Source organism: Bradyrhizobium sp. LA6.1, from assembly GCF_040547805.1.
Lineage (GTDB): Bacteria > Pseudomonadota > Alphaproteobacteria > Rhizobiales > Xanthobacteraceae > Bradyrhizobium > Bradyrhizobium barranii.
In genome coordinates, this window is record NZ_JBEPQK010000003.1 from 313182 (window position 1) to 329336 (window position 16155).

At 64.3% G+C, this 16155-nt stretch carries 18 protein-coding genes; 8 read left to right on the plus strand and 10 right to left on the minus strand.

Going from position 1 to position 16155, the window contains the following annotated elements; genetic code table 11:
- Positions 1-639 precede the first annotated feature (639 nt).
- Positions 640-2493 (minus strand): potassium transporter Kup, encoded by a 1854-nt coding sequence (locus ABIB99_RS08610; RefSeq protein WP_063983165.1) that lies wholly within the window; start codon positions 2491-2493, stop codon positions 640-642.
- Between the two features lie 192 nt (positions 2494-2685).
- Entirely contained in the window at positions 2686-2943 is a 258-nt protein-coding gene (locus tag ABIB99_RS08615; protein ID WP_063983166.1) for a hypothetical protein, read from the minus strand.
- Positions 2944-3193: 250 nt separating this feature from the next.
- Here ABIB99_RS08615 and coaD point away from each other — a divergent pair, with 250 nt between their 5' ends.
- The 5 genes from coaD (at position 3194) to queA (ending at position 6402) form a co-directional block, all read left to right on the plus strand.
- Positions 3194-3691, plus strand: coding sequence for a pantetheine-phosphate adenylyltransferase (coaD, locus tag ABIB99_RS08620; RefSeq protein ID WP_063983167.1), 498 nt, complete (start codon positions 3194-3196; stop codon positions 3689-3691).
- A gap of 37 nt (positions 3692-3728) precedes the next feature.
- Entirely contained in the window at positions 3729-4304 is a 576-nt protein-coding gene (locus ABIB99_RS08625) for a peptidylprolyl isomerase (RefSeq protein WP_063983168.1), read from the plus strand.
- Positions 4305-4313: 9 nt separating this feature from the next.
- Complete coding sequence (locus ABIB99_RS08630; protein ID WP_063983169.1) at positions 4314-4724, plus strand: UCP034077 family protein; 411 nt, start codon at positions 4314-4316, stop codon at positions 4722-4724.
- Complete coding sequence (locus ABIB99_RS08635; protein ID WP_071913717.1) at positions 4721-5185, plus strand: peptidylprolyl isomerase; 465 nt, start codon at positions 4721-4723, stop codon at positions 5183-5185. The genes ABIB99_RS08630 and ABIB99_RS08635 overlap by 4 nt, the downstream gene beginning before the upstream one ends.
- Positions 5186-5328: 143 nt before the next feature.
- Positions 5329-6402 carry a tRNA preQ1(34) S-adenosylmethionine ribosyltransferase-isomerase QueA gene (gene queA, locus ABIB99_RS08640; RefSeq protein WP_354175455.1) on the plus strand — a complete coding sequence of 358 codons (1074 nt, stop codon included), beginning with the start codon at positions 5329-5331 and terminating at the stop codon, positions 6400-6402.
- A gap of 98 nt (positions 6403-6500) precedes the next feature.
- On the opposite strand, the gene ABIB99_RS08645 is transcribed toward queA, so the two are convergent.
- The 4 genes from ABIB99_RS08645 to ABIB99_RS08660 form a co-directional block, all read right to left on the minus strand.
- The gene (locus ABIB99_RS08645; protein WP_063983172.1) at positions 6501-7538 is read right to left on the minus strand and encodes an aspartate-semialdehyde dehydrogenase; all 1038 of its coding nucleotides are present in this window, start codon (positions 7536-7538) and stop codon (positions 6501-6503) included.
- Between the two features lie 218 nt (positions 7539-7756).
- Positions 7757-8359, minus strand: a complete 603-nt coding sequence (locus ABIB99_RS08650; RefSeq protein ID WP_354175456.1) for a PepSY domain-containing protein — start codon at positions 8357-8359, stop codon at positions 7757-7759.
- A gap of 251 nt (positions 8360-8610) precedes the next feature.
- Positions 8611-9357 (minus strand): TetR/AcrR family transcriptional regulator, encoded by a 747-nt coding sequence (locus tag ABIB99_RS08655; RefSeq protein ID WP_166353116.1) that lies wholly within the window; start codon positions 9355-9357, stop codon positions 8611-8613.
- Between the two features lie 135 nt (positions 9358-9492).
- Positions 9493-10647: a patatin-like phospholipase family protein gene (locus ABIB99_RS08660; RefSeq protein ID WP_354175458.1), complete on the minus strand. Its 1155-nt coding sequence runs from the start codon at positions 10645-10647 to the stop codon at positions 9493-9495.
- 243 nt (positions 10648-10890) lie between these two features.
- Here ABIB99_RS08660 and tgt point away from each other — a divergent pair, with 243 nt between their 5' ends.
- Positions 10891-12039: a tRNA guanosine(34) transglycosylase Tgt gene (tgt, locus tag ABIB99_RS08665; protein WP_354175459.1), complete on the plus strand. Its 1149-nt coding sequence runs from the start codon at positions 10891-10893 to the stop codon at positions 12037-12039.
- On the opposite strand, the gene ABIB99_RS08670 is transcribed toward tgt, so the two are convergent.
- Positions 12040-12258, minus strand: coding sequence for a hypothetical protein (locus ABIB99_RS08670; protein ID WP_085404705.1), 219 nt, complete (start codon positions 12256-12258; stop codon positions 12040-12042).
- 224 nt (positions 12259-12482) lie between these two features.
- Here ABIB99_RS08670 and cysK point away from each other — a divergent pair, with 224 nt between their 5' ends.
- Together cysK and ABIB99_RS08680 are read left to right on the plus strand one after the other, a co-directional pair.
- A complete protein-coding gene (gene cysK / locus ABIB99_RS08675; RefSeq protein ID WP_085404706.1) occupies positions 12483-13460 on the plus strand; it encodes a cysteine synthase A in 978 nt (325 codons plus the stop codon).
- Positions 13461-13463: 3 nt separating this feature from the next.
- A complete protein-coding gene (locus tag ABIB99_RS08680) occupies positions 13464-13703 on the plus strand; it encodes a BrnA antitoxin family protein (RefSeq protein WP_028152108.1) in 240 nt (79 codons plus the stop codon).
- Positions 13704-13746: 43 nt separating this feature from the next.
- Here the strand turns inward: ABIB99_RS08680 and ABIB99_RS08685 are convergent, their stop codons facing one another.
- The 3 genes from ABIB99_RS08685 to ABIB99_RS08695 are packed head-to-tail and all read right to left on the minus strand — an operon-like array spanning position 13747 to position 16093.
- Complete coding sequence (locus ABIB99_RS08685; RefSeq protein ID WP_085404707.1) at positions 13747-14499, minus strand: amino acid ABC transporter ATP-binding protein; 753 nt, start codon at positions 14497-14499, stop codon at positions 13747-13749.
- Positions 14500-14510: 11 nt separating this feature from the next.
- The gene (locus ABIB99_RS08690) at positions 14511-15353 is read right to left on the minus strand and encodes an amino acid ABC transporter permease (protein ID WP_473316284.1); all 843 of its coding nucleotides are present in this window, start codon (positions 15351-15353) and stop codon (positions 14511-14513) included.
- The gene (locus tag ABIB99_RS08695) at positions 15350-16093 is read right to left on the minus strand and encodes an amino acid ABC transporter permease (protein ID WP_354175461.1); all 744 of its coding nucleotides are present in this window, start codon (positions 16091-16093) and stop codon (positions 15350-15352) included. The genes ABIB99_RS08690 and ABIB99_RS08695 overlap by 4 nt, the downstream gene beginning before the upstream one ends.
- Between the last annotated feature and the right edge of the window lie 62 nt (positions 16094-16155).

The window sequence follows — 16155 nt, forward strand, 5'->3', positions numbered from 1 at the left end:
CGGTTGGCCTGTTGAGCGGACCGCTGGCTCGCACTGCGCCGCGCCGATGCGTTGCGCCGGACCTGGACCGGACGTTGCGCGCGCTGAACGGGTGCGTCGACTGTCACCGGCGGCAACGCGGATGCACCGGATTGGCCAGTGTTCTGCGCGTTCACCGGCGTGACGGCCATCAGCAAGCAGCCGAGCGTGAGTGCGCTGGCTGTGCTCTTGAAAGTGTTCCTTAAAAAATAGTCCGCACGACCACGCAGGCCGTGTCCATCGCATTCCATGTCAGCGCCCCATCCGGCGATCGCCGCGCCGGCGGGATGATCCTTCTGACCTCACGCGACTTCGCACCCGCGCGCGTGTTAGATGGCGACATTGCGAGCGTCGAGTTGGACGAATTTTGAATCACTCGAAACGTCATAATTGGAGACATTCTTAGAACTTCTAAAAAAGCGAAGCTAACTGATCGACAAAACATTGGAATTTGTTGCTGCGTATGTCTGGTGATGGGCCAGACAAGATTGAGGTGCGCGCGAATGTCGCACACTCCCGGGTAAGCGGAGCGTGACGAGCTCTACCTGTCGGTGATCGGCATCTCATCGAGACGCGTGGTGCGAAGCCTGCCTTGCCCTGAACGGGCGATCCGCACGACGATCAGATCTCCAGCTCGGTGCCGAACTCCACCACCTGCCTCGTCGGCACGCCGAAGAACGCGGCGGAGCGTTCGGCGTTGCGCTGGAGGAAGGCGAACAGGCCTTCGCGCCAGACCCACATGCCCGGAATGTCCTCGCTCGGGATGATGGTCTCGCGGCCGACATAGTAGGTGATGTCGGAGAGGTCGATGCCGGGCAGCTTGCCCTGGCGGCAGGCGAGCGTCAGGCCGGCATAGATCGTCGGATTCTGCATGAAGCCGTAGTGCAGGACCACGCGGGTGATACCGGGGATGATCTCGATCACCTCGGCGCGGTCTTCATCGGTGATGTGCGGGGATTCCTCGATCAGCACGGTGACGAGGACGATGCGCTCATGCAGCACGTGGTTGTGCTTGACGAATTGCGTCAGCGCCAGCGGCACGCCGCGCGGCGCGGATGCCAGGAAGACGGCGGTCCCGGGCAGTCTGGCCCTGCACTTGTTGACCGCGGTCTCGATCAGGTCCTCCTCGGGCTGGCGCAGCTTCGCGCGCGCCGCCTCGACCAGCCTCACGCCGCTGCGCCAGGTCAGCATCATGAAGGCGACGAGGGCCGCGAGCAGCAGCGGAAACCAACCGCCCTCGAACAGCTTGATCGAATTGGCGGAGAAGAAGATCACGTCGATCACGAAGAAGAAGCCGTTGACGGCGACCACGATCCACGGCGAATAGCCCCACTGGATCGCGACCAGGGCCGCGAGCAGCGTGGTGATCGCCATCAGCAGCGACACCGCGATGCCGTAGGCGCCGGCGAGTGCTTCCGAGGTGCCGAAGCTCAGGACCGCGCCGAGCGTTGCGGCAGCGAGCAGCCAGTTCACCAGCGGCACGTAGATCTGGCCCATCGCGTGGCTCGTGGTGTGGCGGATCTGCATGCGCGGCAGGAAGCCGAGCTGGATCGATTGCTGGGTCAGCGAGAACACGCCGGAGATGATCGCCTGCGAGGCGATCACGGTCGCGAGCGCCGAGAAGGCGACCAGCGGATAGTGCAGGGCGTCCGGGCAGAGCTGAAAGAAGGGGTTCTCGATCATCGCGGGATCGGTGATCAGCAGCGCGGCCTGCCCAAAGTAGTTCAGCACCAGCGCGGGCAGGCAGATCGCGAACCAGGCAAGCCGGATCGGGAAGCGGCCGAAATGGCCCATATCGGCATACATCGCTTCACCGCCGGTCACCGCCAGGAAGGCGGCGCCGAGGATCGCGAAGGAGATGTGGAAGTCCTGGTGGATCAGGAAGTTGAAGGCATAGAGCGGGCTCAGTGCCGCGAGCACAGCCGGGGCCTTGACGATGCCGTGGACGCCGAGCGCGGCCAGCACGAAGAACCAGGCCAGCATCACCGGCCCGAAGATGCGGCCGATGAAGCCCGTGCCCTGCTTCTGGATCATGAACAGCCCGATCAGGATGGCGACGGTGATGGGCACGACGACCGGCGCGAGCGAGGGCGCATCGACCTTGAGGCCTTCGATGGCTGAGAGCACCGAGATCGCCGGGGTGATCGCGCCGTCGCCATAAAGGAGAGCAGCGCCGACGAGGCCGACCACCAGGAGATGCGCGCGCCAGGTGCCGGGCTGGGCGTGGCGGGCATGCAATAGCGCCAGCAGCGCGACGATGCCGCCTTCGCCGCGATTGTCCGCGCGCAGGATCAGAAGCGCATATTTCAGCGAGATGATCAGCAGCAGCGCCCAGAGGATCAGCGAGGCAACGCCCAGGACAGCTTCGGGAGTCACCGTAGCGCCATGGGCGGCCGCCTTGGCGGCTTCCTTCAGGGCGTAGAGGGGGCTGGTGCCGATATCGCCATAGACAACCCCGAGGGCGCCCATGGTCATGGCAATCGGCAGAGGGTCAGGGTGATGGCCGGAAACGACTGCGGGCGTACTGGACAAGGTCGACCCCCCGATGGGATCGCGCCCGCCGGGCCATTCCGACGGGCGCGAGCATCAGACAGTCTGCGACGGGACGTCGCAAATATCCATGGGATTCATCTCGGGGTTTATATGACGCGAAGCTGACAGCCCCGACTACGGGGTCCGGTCGGCGGTCACGAGGCGGGCCTCGCGGATATTGGCCTTGGTGCCGGCCTGCCGCAGGCAGGATGCCTCGAAGTTCGGCCAAGCCTGCTGCGAGCAGTCCCTGCCGACGGTGCGGATATCGAGGCGGTCGCTCTTGGCCAGCGGCTGCGGGACGCTTGCTTCGACGGACGGAGCGAAACCGGGAAGGACGGTGAGAGCGGCGGCAACAAACGCAGCAATAGCGATGGCCGAGATGGTCTTGATCATTGACGGTCCCCTGTGATGCGGCCGCTACGCCCAGTTGTGCGGCCCGTCATTCGTTGGGTGGATTAGTAACCATGGCCAGTTTCCGGACGTCTTCGCGGACGCCCGAAATGGTTTCGGTTCGCACTTCGTTTTGTTTCATGGTCGTCCCGAGGACGAAACAATTCGGGGAATTCCGACTCGGCGCCGCCGAAAAACCGGCAGGGAACCCGTCTGGCTTGCCGGACCGGGCCGGGCGCGGTAGGACGGGGACATGCCGCGTATCGCCTTCTATCCGGGTTCCTTTGACCCCATCACCAACGGCCATCTGGACGTGGTCCGGAACAGTGTCCCCCTGTGCGATCGGCTCGTGGTCGCGATCGGGGTCCATCCCGGCAAGAAGCCGCTGTTCTCAATTGAGGAGCGGCTCAAGATGCTCCATGACGTCTGCGGGCCGGTCGCGGCCCAGGTCGGCTGCACGCTTGATGCCGTGACCTACGACGATCTTGCGGTCACTGCGGCGCGCCGGCACGGCGCGACTGTCATGATTCGGGGTCTGCGCGATGGCACCGACCTCGACTACGAGATGCAGCTCGCCGGGATGAACGGCGCCATGGCGCCCGACGTCCAAACCGTGTTCCTGCCGGCCTCTCCGGCCGTCCGCCCAATTACCGGCACGTTGGTGCGTCAGATCGCGGCCATGGGCGGAGATATCTCGACCTTCGTGCCGCCGCTCGTCGCCAACCTGCTCAAGGCCAAATTCGCCGGATAACGGCGCAGTTCTTCATCCTACCTGATCCGGAGTTCTCATGATCCGTCGTCTCGCAATTCTTGCCACGATCTTTGCCGCGCTCTTCAGCGCGGTCCCGGCGGTGGCGCAGCAATTGCCGGCCAATCTCGACAAGGCCAACGCCATCGTCATCGACACCACCAAGGGCCGCATCGTCATCAAGCTGCGGACCGACATTGCACCCCAGCATGCCGAGCGCATCAAGCAGCTCGCGCGCGAGGGCTATTACAACAACGTGCCGTTCCATCGCGTCATGGACGGCTTCATGGCCCAGACCGGCGACGGCGAGAAATTCAACGGCACCGGCGGCTCGAAATATCCGAACCTGAAACAGGAATTCTCCAAGGTTCATTTCGCCCGCGGCATCGTCGGGATGGCGCGGCGCGGCGACAGCGTCGACAGTGCCAACTCGCAGTTCTTCATCATGTTCGCGGACGGCGGCAGCCTCGACAACCAGTACACCGTGATCGGCGAGGTCGTGCAGGGCATGGACGTCGTCGACAAGCTGAAGAAGGCACCGCCCGGTTCGGCCGGCGGTGCCGTCACCGATCCCGACAAGATGGTGAAGGTCCAGGTCGCTTCCGACATCAAATAGGATGGGGCCATGGCGCGCTATGGCAATAGGCTTCTGCTGGCTGCCGCGCTGCTGCTTTCAGGCGTTTCCGGCGCGGCCGCCGGAGACGCAGAGGTCAACACCATCCAGGACATCTTCCAGCACTTGCGGACCTGCTGGAAGCCGCCGCCGCCCAGCAAGGCTCGCCCTATCGACATCACCGTCGTCGTGAGCTTTAACCGGGCCGGAAACATTTTGGGCCATCCGAGGATTACCTATGAATCCGCGGAGGCCTCCGACAATGACCGGCTGCAATACCGGGTCGCCGTGATGGAGGCGCTGCAACGCTGCACGCCGATGCCATTTACCGATGCAATGGCCGGCGCCGCCGCGGGACGTCCATTCGCGATCCAGTTCCGTAACCGGAAGACTTCACCCCCAACGCAAGAGAGACGAGCATGAGCGTCACCGAAAACACCCTGATCCTCGAGACCACGCAGGGCCCCGTCACCATCGAGATGCGGCCCGATCTCGCGCCCGGCCACGTTGCGCGCATCAAGGAACTGGTCCGCGAGGGCTTTTACGACGGCATCGTGTTCCACCGCGTGATCGAGGGCTTCATGGCGCAGACCGGCTGCCCGCAGGGCACCGGCACCGGCGGCTCCGGCAAGAAGCTGAAGGCCGAATTCAACAAGGAACCGCATGTGCGCGGCACCACCTCGATGGCCCGCGCCGCCAGCCCCGATTCCGGCGACAGCCAGTTCTTCATCGTCTTCGACGACGCCCGCTTCCTCGACAACCAGTACACGGTGTGGGGCAAGGTCACCGAGGGCATGGAGAACGTCGACAAGATCAAGCGCGGCGAGCCCGTCCAGAACCCCGACAAGATCGTCAAGGCGCGGATGGCCGCGGACGCGGAGTAACCGCTCAACCCTCATCCTGAGGAGCGCGGAACGCGCGCCTCGAAGGATGAAGGCCCCGCTGTTGCAGCTCGGCCTTCATGGTTCGAGACGGCGCTACGCGCCTCCTCACCATGAGGGTCTGACTGCGTGGCGCTGAGCCCGACATGCGCACTGATCTCTTCGATTTCGATCTGCCCGCCGAGCGCATCGCGTTGCGCCCGGCGAGCCCGCGCGACTCCGCGAAGATGCTGGTCGTGGAAGGCGGCGCGCTGCGCGACCAGCTCATTTCCGAGCTGCCGCAATGGCTGAAGGCGGGCGACCAGCTCGTCGTCAACGACACCAAGGTGATTGCGGCGCAGCTCAAGGGCCGCCGCATCGGCCGCGAGACCGAGCCCAAGATCGAGGCGACGCTGATCAAGCGCCTCGACGGCTCGCGCTGGCAGGCACTGGTGAAGCCGGCAAAAAAGCTCGTGGCAGGCGACCGCATCCGCTTCGGCAACGAGGGCAAGGTTTGCCTGCTCGGCCATCTCGACGCCGAGGTCGAGGCCAAGGGGACCGATGGTGAAGTGACACTGTCATTCTCGTTTCACGGCCCGGCGCTGGATCAGGCGATCGAAGATCTCGGCAGCCCGCCGCTGCCGCCTTACATCGCCTCGAAGCGTACGCCCGATGATCAGGATCTCGCGGACTACCAGACCATGTTCGCGGCCAATGAAGGCGCCGTCGCGGCGCCTACCGCCGGCCTGCATTTCACCCCGGCGCTGGAGCAGACACTGCACGCGCGCGGTGTCGGCATCAACCGCGTCACGCTGCACGTCGGGGCAGGGACCTTCCTGCCGGTGAAGGTGGACGACACCGAAGGCCACAAGATGCATGCCGAGTGGGGCACGATCTCGTACGAGACGGCCGAGCGGCTCAACACCGCACGGCAGAACGGCGGCCGCATCGTCGCCGTCGGCACGACGTCACTGCGGCTGCTCGAAAGCGCGGCCGGCGAGGACGGCACCATCCAGCCGTTCGCGGCCGAGACGTCGATCTTCATCACCCCCGGCTATCGCTTCCGTGCCGTCGATATCCTGCTGACCAATTTCCATTTGCCGAAGTCGACGCTGTTCATGCTGGTGTCGGCATTCTCCGGGCTCGAGGCGATGCAGCAAGCGTATGCGCACGCGATCGCGAAAGGGTACCGGTTCTATTCGTACGGGGATGCGTGCTTGTTGTTTCGCGCCGAGCCGTAGGGTGGGCAAAGGCGCGTAGCGCCGTGCCCACCATCTATCCGCATATTTCAGGTCGATTGGTGGGCACGCTTCGCTTTGCCCACCCTACGATTCCCGCGTTACGCCATCACCCGCTGCGGCAACAACTCCGCGATCTGCACCGCGTTCAGCGCGGCGCCCTTGAGCAGCTGGTCCGCCGCCACGAACATCGAGATCGAATGCCCTGAGGGATCGCTGAGATCCTTGCGGATGCGGCCGACCAGGACGTCGTCCTGGCCCGAGGCGTCGATCGGCATCGGGAAGTAGTTCTTCACGCGGTCGTCGACGAGCTTCACGCCGGGCGCCTGCGCCATGATGGCACGGACCTGGTCCTCGCCGATCGGCTTCTCGCATTCGAAGGTGATGGCCTCGCAATGGGCGCGCAGCACCGGCACGCGGACGCAGGTGACGCCGATCGCGATCTTTTCGTCCTCGAAGATCTTGCGGGTTTCCTTGATGACCTTGGTCTCTTCGTCGTTGTAGCCGGTATCAGGATCGACGGCGGTGTTGTGGTTGAAGAGATTGAAGGCGTAGGGGTGCGGCATCACCTTGGGCGTATAGACCTGCCCGTTGAGATTGGCGCGGGTGGACTCGACGAGCTCGTCCATCGCGGCGGCGCCGGCGCCCGAGGCCGCCTGGTAGGTCGAGATGATGACGCGCTTGATGCGGTTCTTCTGGTGGATCGGCCAGAGCGGCACCAGCGCGGTGATGGCGGCGCAATTCGGGTTCGCGATGATGCCCTTGTGGTCGCGGATGCGGTTCGCGTTGATCTCGGGGATCACCAGCGGCACGTTCGGGTCCATGCGGAAGGCGGAGGAGTTGTCGACCACGACGGCGCCGGCCTTGACCGCTACAGGCGCGAACTTCTTGGAGATGCTGCCGCCGGCGGAGAACAGCGCGATGTCGACGCCCTCGAAGGCGCGCTCGGTAAGCTCCTCGATGACGACGTCCTGCCCGCGGAACGACACCGTCTTGCCGGCCGAGCGGGCGCTTGCGAGCGCCTTGAGCTTACCGACGCGAAAGCCGCGCTTGTCCATGGTGGCGATGAATTCGGCGCCCACCGCACCGGTGACGCCGACAATCGCGACGACGGGATCGTTACTCACATTCTCCTCCATTGCATTGAGCTGAAGACAACAAAAAAGCCCCGGACCAGAGGTCGGAGCTTCGGTAGAGTGGATTGCGTTTAAGTCGACGACCTACGCGCGCACGCCTCCCCGGGCCCCGAAGGCCGTGGTGGTTTTAGTCGTGCGTTTGGTGGTCGTGAACATGGCGGCGACTTATGCGGGAGAGTTTCGCACCCGTCAATGGCTTTTCGGCGGGATTGTGGCCGCCGCTATTTCGTCCGGGCGCCCGGCGGCTCCAGGATGACCTCCTTGAGGTTGTCGCCGCTGATGACGACGATCGCGAAATTCAGCCGGCCGCGTTCGCGGACCAGTCCGCCGCTGATCGCCTTGCCCGAGGCCGCACGTTCGGCGACGTGCACGGCATCCGCAAGGCGGTGCTTGATGGCGCCAAGCGCTGCGAGGTTGCTGCGATCGTCGAGATCGAGTTCGGCGAGGGGGAGGGCGGCTTCCCCGCCGACGAGCTCGCCGGTTGCGGCGTTGATGGTGTGGCGCCAGATACGGTCGTTGTGCAGGGTCTTCACCCGGTAGACCGGCACGCCGGAGGCTCCGTCGAAACTCACATCCGCCGTCGTGGCGCCGGCATGACGGGCTTCCGCAATCGCCATGGCCTGGCCGATCGAGATCGACGAGCTGCGGAATCGTTCGATTTCGCGGCTGACCGCTTGGCGGTCTGCTTCAGCATCACCATCTGTGTCGCCGTGAAGCGCGGTCGGCGTGCCCGCGGCCACGGTCGCCTGCGCCGGCGCGGCAAGGAGCAGCGCGGGCAAGGCGATCGCAAGTAATCGCGAGATCAATCGTTTGGTTGTCGTCATGCTCGAAACCCTCGGCCAGCGAGTGTGCCGGATGATCGTAAAGAATTCGCGGCCGGCCTTGGGCATCGGCCGGCCGCGGAGCGTCGCAGCGGGCTGGACCCGGCACGGCGATCTTGGGCGGGACGGACCTCTTTGGGGCTGGTGAAAAAGCGGTCCGTATCGCTTATAACTAAACCATACCGTATCGTTTTGTTTTGGTCAACGACGCGGGCGTAACCTCGAAGGGGAAACGTCGCGACCTCACGGAATTGTCAGCGGGACGGGCGCCGCCGCTGTGTGCCCTTTGCGGCGCTCTGGATGCGGTCCGCGGGTCCCAACGCACCGGCCAGGAACAGCTTGATCGCCGCGCGCATGCGCTTCTCGGCGGCCTTCAATTCCAGCGCCGTTCCAAACGTCGCCAGGCGGTGGGTGTGACCGACGACGACGTCGAGGAACACCTCTGCCGCGATCGTGGTGTCGTCGACGTCGAGTGCGCCCTGCGCCACCAGACGGTCGAAGAAGCGGGCCGTGGTGGCGACGGCCTTCAGCCAGCCTTCCTCCTTGCCGAGCTTGGCGATGTCGGGGAAGTTGATGGCCTGTGACGTCATCATGCGGCTGAATGCGACAGCATCGGGCCCGCAGGTGAAGGTCAGCATCTCGCGCCCGATCTCGACCAGCCGCTGCTCGACCGAAATGTCCGAGGCGCTGGAGAGCTGCGTCTCGGCGGCTGCCGATAGCGGCGCAAGCCAGCGCGCGATTTCGCGCCTCAGCACGGCGGCAAACAGGCCGCGCTTGTCCCCGTAACGGGAATAGACGGTGGGTTTGCTGACCCGGGCTGCTTCTGCGACGGCATCGAGCGAGGTCGCGTCGAAGCCGCGATCCAGGAACAGGCGGGTGGCAACCTCGATCAGCCGCTGATCGCGCTCGATCGCGGCGGTTTTCGTCGGGCGGCCGCCGCGTGATTTCGGCAACTCGCGCCGTGGCGCTGCCGGTTTTGTCCTGGTCGCAGTCAATCCCATGCCCAATGATTCCTGCGCGCTTCTAATCGTCGTCATTTGCTCTATATCGCGTGGGAGCGGGGGCGTCATCGCGAATCTGGCCGAATTGGCCATATCGTCAACGGTTTCGGCACGGTCTCGTTCCGTCACGAGAGGTCACGGCAGCTTCGAAGTCCAGGCCTGGCCGGAGGCAGCCTTCTCGTATCCGTACTGATACAGCGCCCGCATATAGGCGGTGTCGAACCCTTCCGAAGGCGGCGCGGGGTAATCGCGCGCGATGTAGGAGAGGTGGAAGCCGAGATTGTTGCGCTTGGCGAAATCATAGGTCGAGAAGATGATCGAGCGCGTCTGCGACTGGGTGATCGACGACAGGCTGCGCGAGGCGACGTCGATGGTGCTGTTGGACACGAGCTCGAAATTGCGTTCGATCTTCTTGTTGACGAGGATGTAGATGTTCATCCGCGCGTTGCCGGGCAGGCGGTCCTGGGAGAGCAGGGCTTCCGGCAGCGTCAGCACCGGCGCCGTCACGCCGCCGTCGACATGCATCTCCTGAAATCTGCGGCCCTGGCCTTCGGCGTCGATCATGATCGGCGGAAACACCAGGGGAATGCTGGCGGAGGCCGCCATCACGTCGCGAAACAGTTTTAGCGCCTCGGGTGTTGCGACCGCTGCGATCTTGCCCATGTCCCAGATGGCGGTCCGCTGGGTGTCGAGATCGGTGGTCACCACCAGCAGCTTTCGGCCCTTGGCATTTTCACGCGCGACCTGCGCCATGATCTCCGGCCCGACATAGCGGGCGACGAGCTCGCGCAGCCGCGTGTTGCCGAACAGGCCGGATCCGAACAGCACACGCATGATGCTGGGATCGTTCAGGAGGCTCTCCGCGATGCCGCTGGTGTAGAGCTCCCTGAGCGTGTCGTCATATTGCGAGCCGAGGAACGCAAAGGGTGCGATCAGACCGCCGGTGCTCACGCCCGAGACGACCGAGAAGGTGGGACGGGTTCTGGCAGCGGTCCAACCGCTCAGCACGCCGACGCCATAGGCGCCATCGGCGCCGCCGCCGGAGAGCGCCAGATAGGACTTCGTCGCGGTGCTGGTGTCCTTCTCGAAGCTGAATTTCGTGACGGGCTCGTCGGCGTAGCGGCGCAAGCCGTCGATATCGAGCACGCGCGACGTGCTGGCCTCGGCGGCCGTATAGGGCGTGCGGGGCAGGGAGGTGCAGGCGCCGAGTGCCAGGCTGCACGCCAGAACCAGGAATCCGGTCAGGCGGGCGCCTGTCTGTCTGATCCAGCCGCGCGAGGGGCCGGACATTTCGGTCGAACATGAAGCGGAGGGCATTGTCGGTGGCTGGCGATCACGCAAATACTGCCGCCGGCAAAATTCACCGCGGCATCTCGTCCAGCCCCGCGCAAAAACTACACTGTATCGTTTTGTTTGGCAAGCGCGCCGGGCGATCAAGTCGGCGTCAAATGTGTCCCGCTCTGAGCCACAAGCCGGCTCTGGCGTCGTCCGGGCGGGTTGATCAGCCTCTTCCGACACGCAATAAGCACGACCATGAATCTTCCTGACACCGGCCTACCCAATCACTTCGAGCTGCTCGCCACCGATGGCGCCGCGCGCACCGGGCGCCTGACCACGCCGCATGGCGTGGTGCGGACGCCGGCCTTCATGCCGGTCGGAACCGCCGGCGCCATGAAGGGCATGCACTGGCGCGAGGTGCGCGAGGCCGGCGCCGACATCGTGCTCGGCAACACCTATCATCTGATGCTGCGTCCCGGCGCCGAGCGGATCTCGGCGCTCGGCGGCCTGCAGCGGTTCACCGGCTGGAACGGGCCGATGTTGACGGATTCCGGCGGCTTCCAGGTGATGTCGCTGTCGGACCTGCGCAAGGTCACCGAGAACGCCGTCACATTCCGTTCGCATATCGACGGCGCCAAGGTCGAACTGTCACCGGAGCGCTCGATCGAGGTGCAGCGCTTCCTCGGCTCCGACATTGCCATGCAGATGGACGAATGCGTGCGGCTGCCGGCCGAGCGGGACGACATCGAACGGGCGATGCGGCTGTCGCTGCGCTGGGCCGAGCGAAGCAAGCGCGCCTTCGAGAGTGCGCCGGACGGCTACATGCTGTTCGGTATCGTGCAGGGCGGCGACGTGCCGCAGCTTCGTCACGCCAGCGCCGAAGGCCTCGTTGCAATCGGCTTTCACGGCTATGCGATCGGCGGCCTTGCCGTCGGCGAGCCGCAGGCGGTGATGCTGGCGATGATCGACGAGACCGCGCCGCTGCTGCCGAAAGAGCGGCCGCGCTATTTGATGGGGGTCGGCACGCCTGATGACATCCTCGAAGCCGTGAAGCGCGGCATCGACATGTTCGATTGCGTGATGCCGACGCGCAATGGCCGTCACGGCGTCGCCTTCACCCGCTTCGGTCAGGTCAATCTGCGCAACGCGCGCCACGCCGACGATCCGCGTCCGCTCGACGAAGAGAGTTCCTGGCCGTCGGCGCGCAACTACGCGCGCGCCTACCTGCATCATCTCGTCAAGGCGGGCGAGACGCTGGGCGCCATGCTGCTCTCCGAGATCAATATCGCCTATTACCAGTTCCTGATGCAGGGCATCAGGGACGCGATCGCACACGGAACGTTCGACGAGTTCTACCAGCGTACGCGCCAAGACTGGGCGAGGGGCGACATCGCCCCGCGCTAGTCAGTTGCAGACGATCCGCTGCTTGACGGCGTGCTTGGTCACGAAGCCATAGCCGCAATTGTCGCAGGTCCAGAGATAGCTGATCATATGGTCAGAGATGTAGGCGGATGCTTCGGCGGCGACCATCGAGTCGGCGCAGACCGGGCAGGTCGGCAACTCGCTGCAACGCGGGGCGCGGTGATGTGCGACGGTCGACAACACTTCAGCGACTGCTGACATCGTGGTGACCTCTCTGGCTTTGAGACCTAAGTCTAACATAGACCGAATCAGTTGACGAGGTCGCAACACAAATGCGTTGGTTTTCTGATAATTACAGCTCACGCGATTTTGCGATGCAGCGTATTTAACATGTGCCGCATTGTCGCTTGCGTGTCGTCCCAAGCTGTCCGTTACTGCACAAGAGACGCTGCAGAAACAGAAATTGTCGTCACAGGGAGTTCATCATGGACGCATCGTCCAACACGGGTGCAGCGCACCAGCCCGGCCGCGGCCGGATCTACTCTTCGATCGTCGAGGCCTTTGGCGACACGCCGATCGTGCGCTTGCAGCGGCTGCCGGGCATGCACGGCGTCAACGCGACGATTTTGGCAAAACTTGAATATTTCAATCCCGCCGCGAGCGTGAAGGATCGCATCGGCGCGGCCATGATCATCGCGATGGAGAAGGCCGGCATCGTCAAGCCCGACACCGTGCTGATCGAGCCGACCTCGGGCAACACCGGCATCGCGCTCGCCTTCGTCGCGGCCTCGCGCGGTTACCGGCTCAAGCTGGTGATGCCGGAATCGATGTCGATCGAGCGGCGCAAGATGCTGGCCTTTCTCGGCGCCGAGCTGGTGCTGACGCCGGCGGCACAGGGCATGAAGGGCGCGATCGCGACCGCCGAGGAGCTCCTGAAGACGACGCCGAATTCGGTCATGCCGCAGCAGTTCAAGAACCTCGCCAATCCCGAGGTGCACCGTCGCACCACCGCCGAGGAGATCTGGAACGACACCGGCGGCAACGTCGATTTCTTCGTCGCCGGCGTCGGTACCGGCGGCACCATCACCGGCGTCGGCCAGGTGCTCAAGCCGCGCAAGCCGTCCCTGCGGGTCGTGGCGGTCGAGCCGGAGGAAAGCCCGGTGCTCTCAGGCGGCCAGCACACGCCGCACAAGATCCAGGGCATCGGCGCCGGCTTCGTGCCCGACATCCTCGACCGCTCGGTGATTGACGAGATCGTGAAGATCAACTCGACGACCGCGATCGAGACCACCCGGGCGCTGGCGCGGCATGAGGGCATTCCCGGCGGCATCTCCTCGGGCGCGGCGATCGCGGCTGCGCTCCAGATCGGCAAGCGGCCGGAAGCTGCGGGAAAAACCATTCTGGCTATAGTGCCGTCCTTCTCCGAGCGGTATCTTTCGACGGCTCTGTTTGAGGGAATCTAGGACATGACGGATCAACCGAGGCGGCCGCGCACGCTTGGCGATGCGCGGTCGGAGGCCGAGGCGGCGTTCAAGAAGGTGACCGCCAAGGTCGCCGTGGCGCCACCGAAGCCGAACGTGGCGCCGGGAATCAAGGAGCAGGTCACGCTGCGCATCGACCAGGACGTGCTGGAGTTCTTCCAGCAGGGCGGTCCCGGCTGGCAGGACCGCATCAACGAGGCGCTGCGCAAGGCGGCGGGGAAGTAGCGCCTCCTGCCCAGGGGCGCCGAAGGGCGGCGCGCCGGCGAACTCAGAGGACCTGCGACAGAAACCGCTGCGTTCGCTCGTCCTTGGCCGCCGTAAACAAGGCTTCCGGCGGCCCGTGCTCGACGATCACACCGCGGTCGGTGAAGTAGACGTGATCGGCGACCTCACGCGCGAAGTTCATCTCATGGGTGACGAGGAGGCATGTCATGCCATCCTCGGCAAGCTCCCGGATGGTGACCAGGACCTCCTTGACCGTTTCCGGATCGAGGGCGGCCGTGACTTCGTCGAACAGCATGATGTCCGGCCGCATCGCCAGCGAGCGGGCGATGGCCACGCGCTGCTGCTGTCCGCCGGAGAGTTCGCCGGGATAGGTATCCTCCTTCCCCGCGAGCCGAACCTTGGCAAGCAGCGCCCGGGCGCGCGCTTCGACCTCGGCACGCTTTTGGCCGAGAACATGGATCGGCGCCATCATCACGTTCTGGAGCGCGGTCTTGTGCGGGAAAAGATTGTACTGCTGAAACACCATCCCGACCTTGCGGCGCAGCGCCAGCTTGTCGAGCCTGGGATCGGACACCTCGATGCCTTCGATCTGAATGCTGCCGGACGTGATCGGCTGGAGCGCATTGATGCAGCGGATCAGCGTGGATTTTCCTGATCCGGACGGCCCGATGATACAGATCACCTCGCTCTTTTTGACCGACAGGCTGATGCCTTTCAGAACCTCGAGAGCTCCGAACGACTTTCTGACGTCGACGCATTGGACGATGGGCTGATCCGGAGTCCAGCTCGTGGCCATGCTCTGCTTCCTCAGCGTATGCGGAACCGACGCTCGAGACGAGCGGTCCAGAGGTTGATCGGATAACAGTAGAGAAAGAAACACAGCAGCGCGAAACCGTAGAGCGGCGCGAACAGCTCCGGCCTGCCGCCTTCGGCGGCATGCACCTGCGCCGTCAGCGTGAGCATCTCCGAAACACCGACGATCGATGCCAGCACCGTCGACATCGCGACCAGCGCATAGACGTTCATCCAGGGCGGCAGCATGCGCTTGATGCACTGTGGCAGCATGATCAGCCACATCGTCTGGCGCCGTGTGAACGAGAGCGATTCCGCCGCCTCCCATTGCGTCGACGGAATGGAGCGGACGGCACCGCGCACGACCTCGGCGACATTCGCCATGACAGGCAATGCGAAGCCGACCGTTGCCTTGATCCAGTCCGGCAAGGGGATGGTCGTCTTGAAGAGGGTGACCTGGAAGGGCACCAGAAACATGACGAAGAACAGCAGCACCAGCCAGGGCGCGTTGCGGAAGAATTGAGTCAGGAGCCAGCTGACGGCGGCGAGCGGTCGAAACTCCGACAACAACCCCAGACCCAGGCCAAGCCCGGCGACGGTCCCCAGCAGCATGGCGAGCAGGGAGATCAAGATGTTGAAGGCGAACCCGCGCAGCAGCAGCGGCGACCACTTCACGATGACTTGCAGCGGGGACAGCACCGCCGGACCGGTCTGCGCCCACGCGGTGGACGCGGCCATGATGGCGCAGAAACAGAGGATCGCGGCGGCCAGCGGGCCGATCCGAATGGACATCCGGGTCGGCACGGGACGATACGGCAGAAGGACGGCAAGCCTGTGCTCGGGCTGGGCGCCTTTCATCGGGCATATCCCGGGATGCGCATCGCCCGCTCCCAGCGATGCATCAGCCAGACGAGGACGCCGACAAGGATGCCGTAGGTCGCCAGCAATACGACCATCATTTCGAAGACGTTCTGCGATTCCGACCAGATCTGCTTGACCGCATACAGCGTCTCGGGAACGGCGATCGCGTAGGCGAGGGTGGTCGTCTTGAGCAGGTTGACGAGGTTGTTGTTCAGTGCGGGAAGGCAGACGCGAATGGCCAGCGGAAGGACGATATGGATGTAAGCCTTGAGGCGAGTGTATCCGAGCGCCTCCGCGGCTTCCAGCGTCGTCCTCGGCACAGCTTCGATGCCGGAGCGGAAGATTTCGACGTTGAAGGCGCCCGCGAACAGCGACAGCGAAATGATGGCCCATTGGACGTTGCTCAGCAGCGGAACGCGCATGCCCGCCGCCTCGACGGCTGGGAGCATGGTGCCGAGGCCGAAATAGAAAAAGAAGATCTGGACCAGCGGCGGCGTGTTGCGGAACACCACCACGAAAGCATTGACGGGCAACCGCAGCAGCATGGACGGACTGCCTTGCAGCAAGGCGCCGACCGCGCCGATGATGAGGCTCAGCAGGATGGTCGTGACGCTCAGAAGCAACGTCATCTTGAGCCCGCCGAAATAGCGGTCCCAATCGTAGGCATCGTAGAATACGGAGAAATTCAGCCCCGTCGTTTCGTAGAGCCGTTGAAACCAGTCGCCGATTGCGTGCATTTTGCGCGACACCAAACTGTTGAGGCGATGCCTCGTATCAGTGCATTGGCTCGACCTGTTCG

Coding starts and splice junctions, on each gene's coding strand:
- ABIB99_RS08610 (WP_063983165.1), bottom strand. CDS start 2,493: ATGACCATGGGCGCCCTCGGGGTTGTCTATGGCGATATCGGCACCAGC.
- ABIB99_RS08615 (WP_063983166.1), bottom strand. CDS start 2,943: ATGATCAAGACCATCTCGGCCATCGCTATTGCTGCGTTTGTTGCCGCC.
- coaD (WP_063983167.1), top strand. CDS start 3,194: ATGCCGCGTATCGCCTTCTATCCGGGTTCCTTTGACCCCATCACCAAC.
- ABIB99_RS08625 (WP_063983168.1), top strand. CDS start 3,729: ATGATCCGTCGTCTCGCAATTCTTGCCACGATCTTTGCCGCGCTCTTC.
- ABIB99_RS08630 (WP_063983169.1), top strand. CDS start 4,314: ATGGCGCGCTATGGCAATAGGCTTCTGCTGGCTGCCGCGCTGCTGCTT.
- ABIB99_RS08635 (WP_071913717.1), top strand. CDS start 4,721: ATGAGCGTCACCGAAAACACCCTGATCCTCGAGACCACGCAGGGCCCC.
- queA (WP_354175455.1), top strand. CDS start 5,329: ATGCGCACTGATCTCTTCGATTTCGATCTGCCCGCCGAGCGCATCGCG.
- ABIB99_RS08645 (WP_063983172.1), bottom strand. CDS start 7,538: ATGGAGGAGAATGTGAGTAACGATCCCGTCGTCGCGATTGTCGGCGTC.
- ABIB99_RS08650 (WP_354175456.1), bottom strand. CDS start 8,359: ATGACGACAACCAAACGATTGATCTCGCGATTACTTGCGATCGCCTTG.
- ABIB99_RS08655 (WP_166353116.1), bottom strand. CDS start 9,357: ATGGGATTGACTGCGACCAGGACAAAACCGGCAGCGCCACGGCGCGAG.
- ABIB99_RS08660 (WP_354175458.1), bottom strand. CDS start 10,647: ATGTCCGGCCCCTCGCGCGGCTGGATCAGACAGACAGGCGCCCGCCTG.
- tgt (WP_354175459.1), top strand. CDS start 10,891: ATGAATCTTCCTGACACCGGCCTACCCAATCACTTCGAGCTGCTCGCC.
- ABIB99_RS08670 (WP_085404705.1), bottom strand. CDS start 12,258: ATGTCAGCAGTCGCTGAAGTGTTGTCGACCGTCGCACATCACCGCGCC.
- cysK (WP_085404706.1), top strand. CDS start 12,483: ATGGACGCATCGTCCAACACGGGTGCAGCGCACCAGCCCGGCCGCGGC.
- ABIB99_RS08680 (WP_028152108.1), top strand. CDS start 13,464: ATGACGGATCAACCGAGGCGGCCGCGCACGCTTGGCGATGCGCGGTCG.
- ABIB99_RS08685 (WP_085404707.1), bottom strand. CDS start 14,499: ATGGCCACGAGCTGGACTCCGGATCAGCCCATCGTCCAATGCGTCGAC.
- ABIB99_RS08690 (WP_473316284.1), bottom strand. CDS start 15,353: ATGAAAGGCGCCCAGCCCGAGCACAGGCTTGCCGTCCTTCTGCCGTAT.
- ABIB99_RS08695 (WP_354175461.1), bottom strand. CDS start 16,093: ATGCACGCAATCGGCGACTGGTTTCAACGGCTCTACGAAACGACGGGG.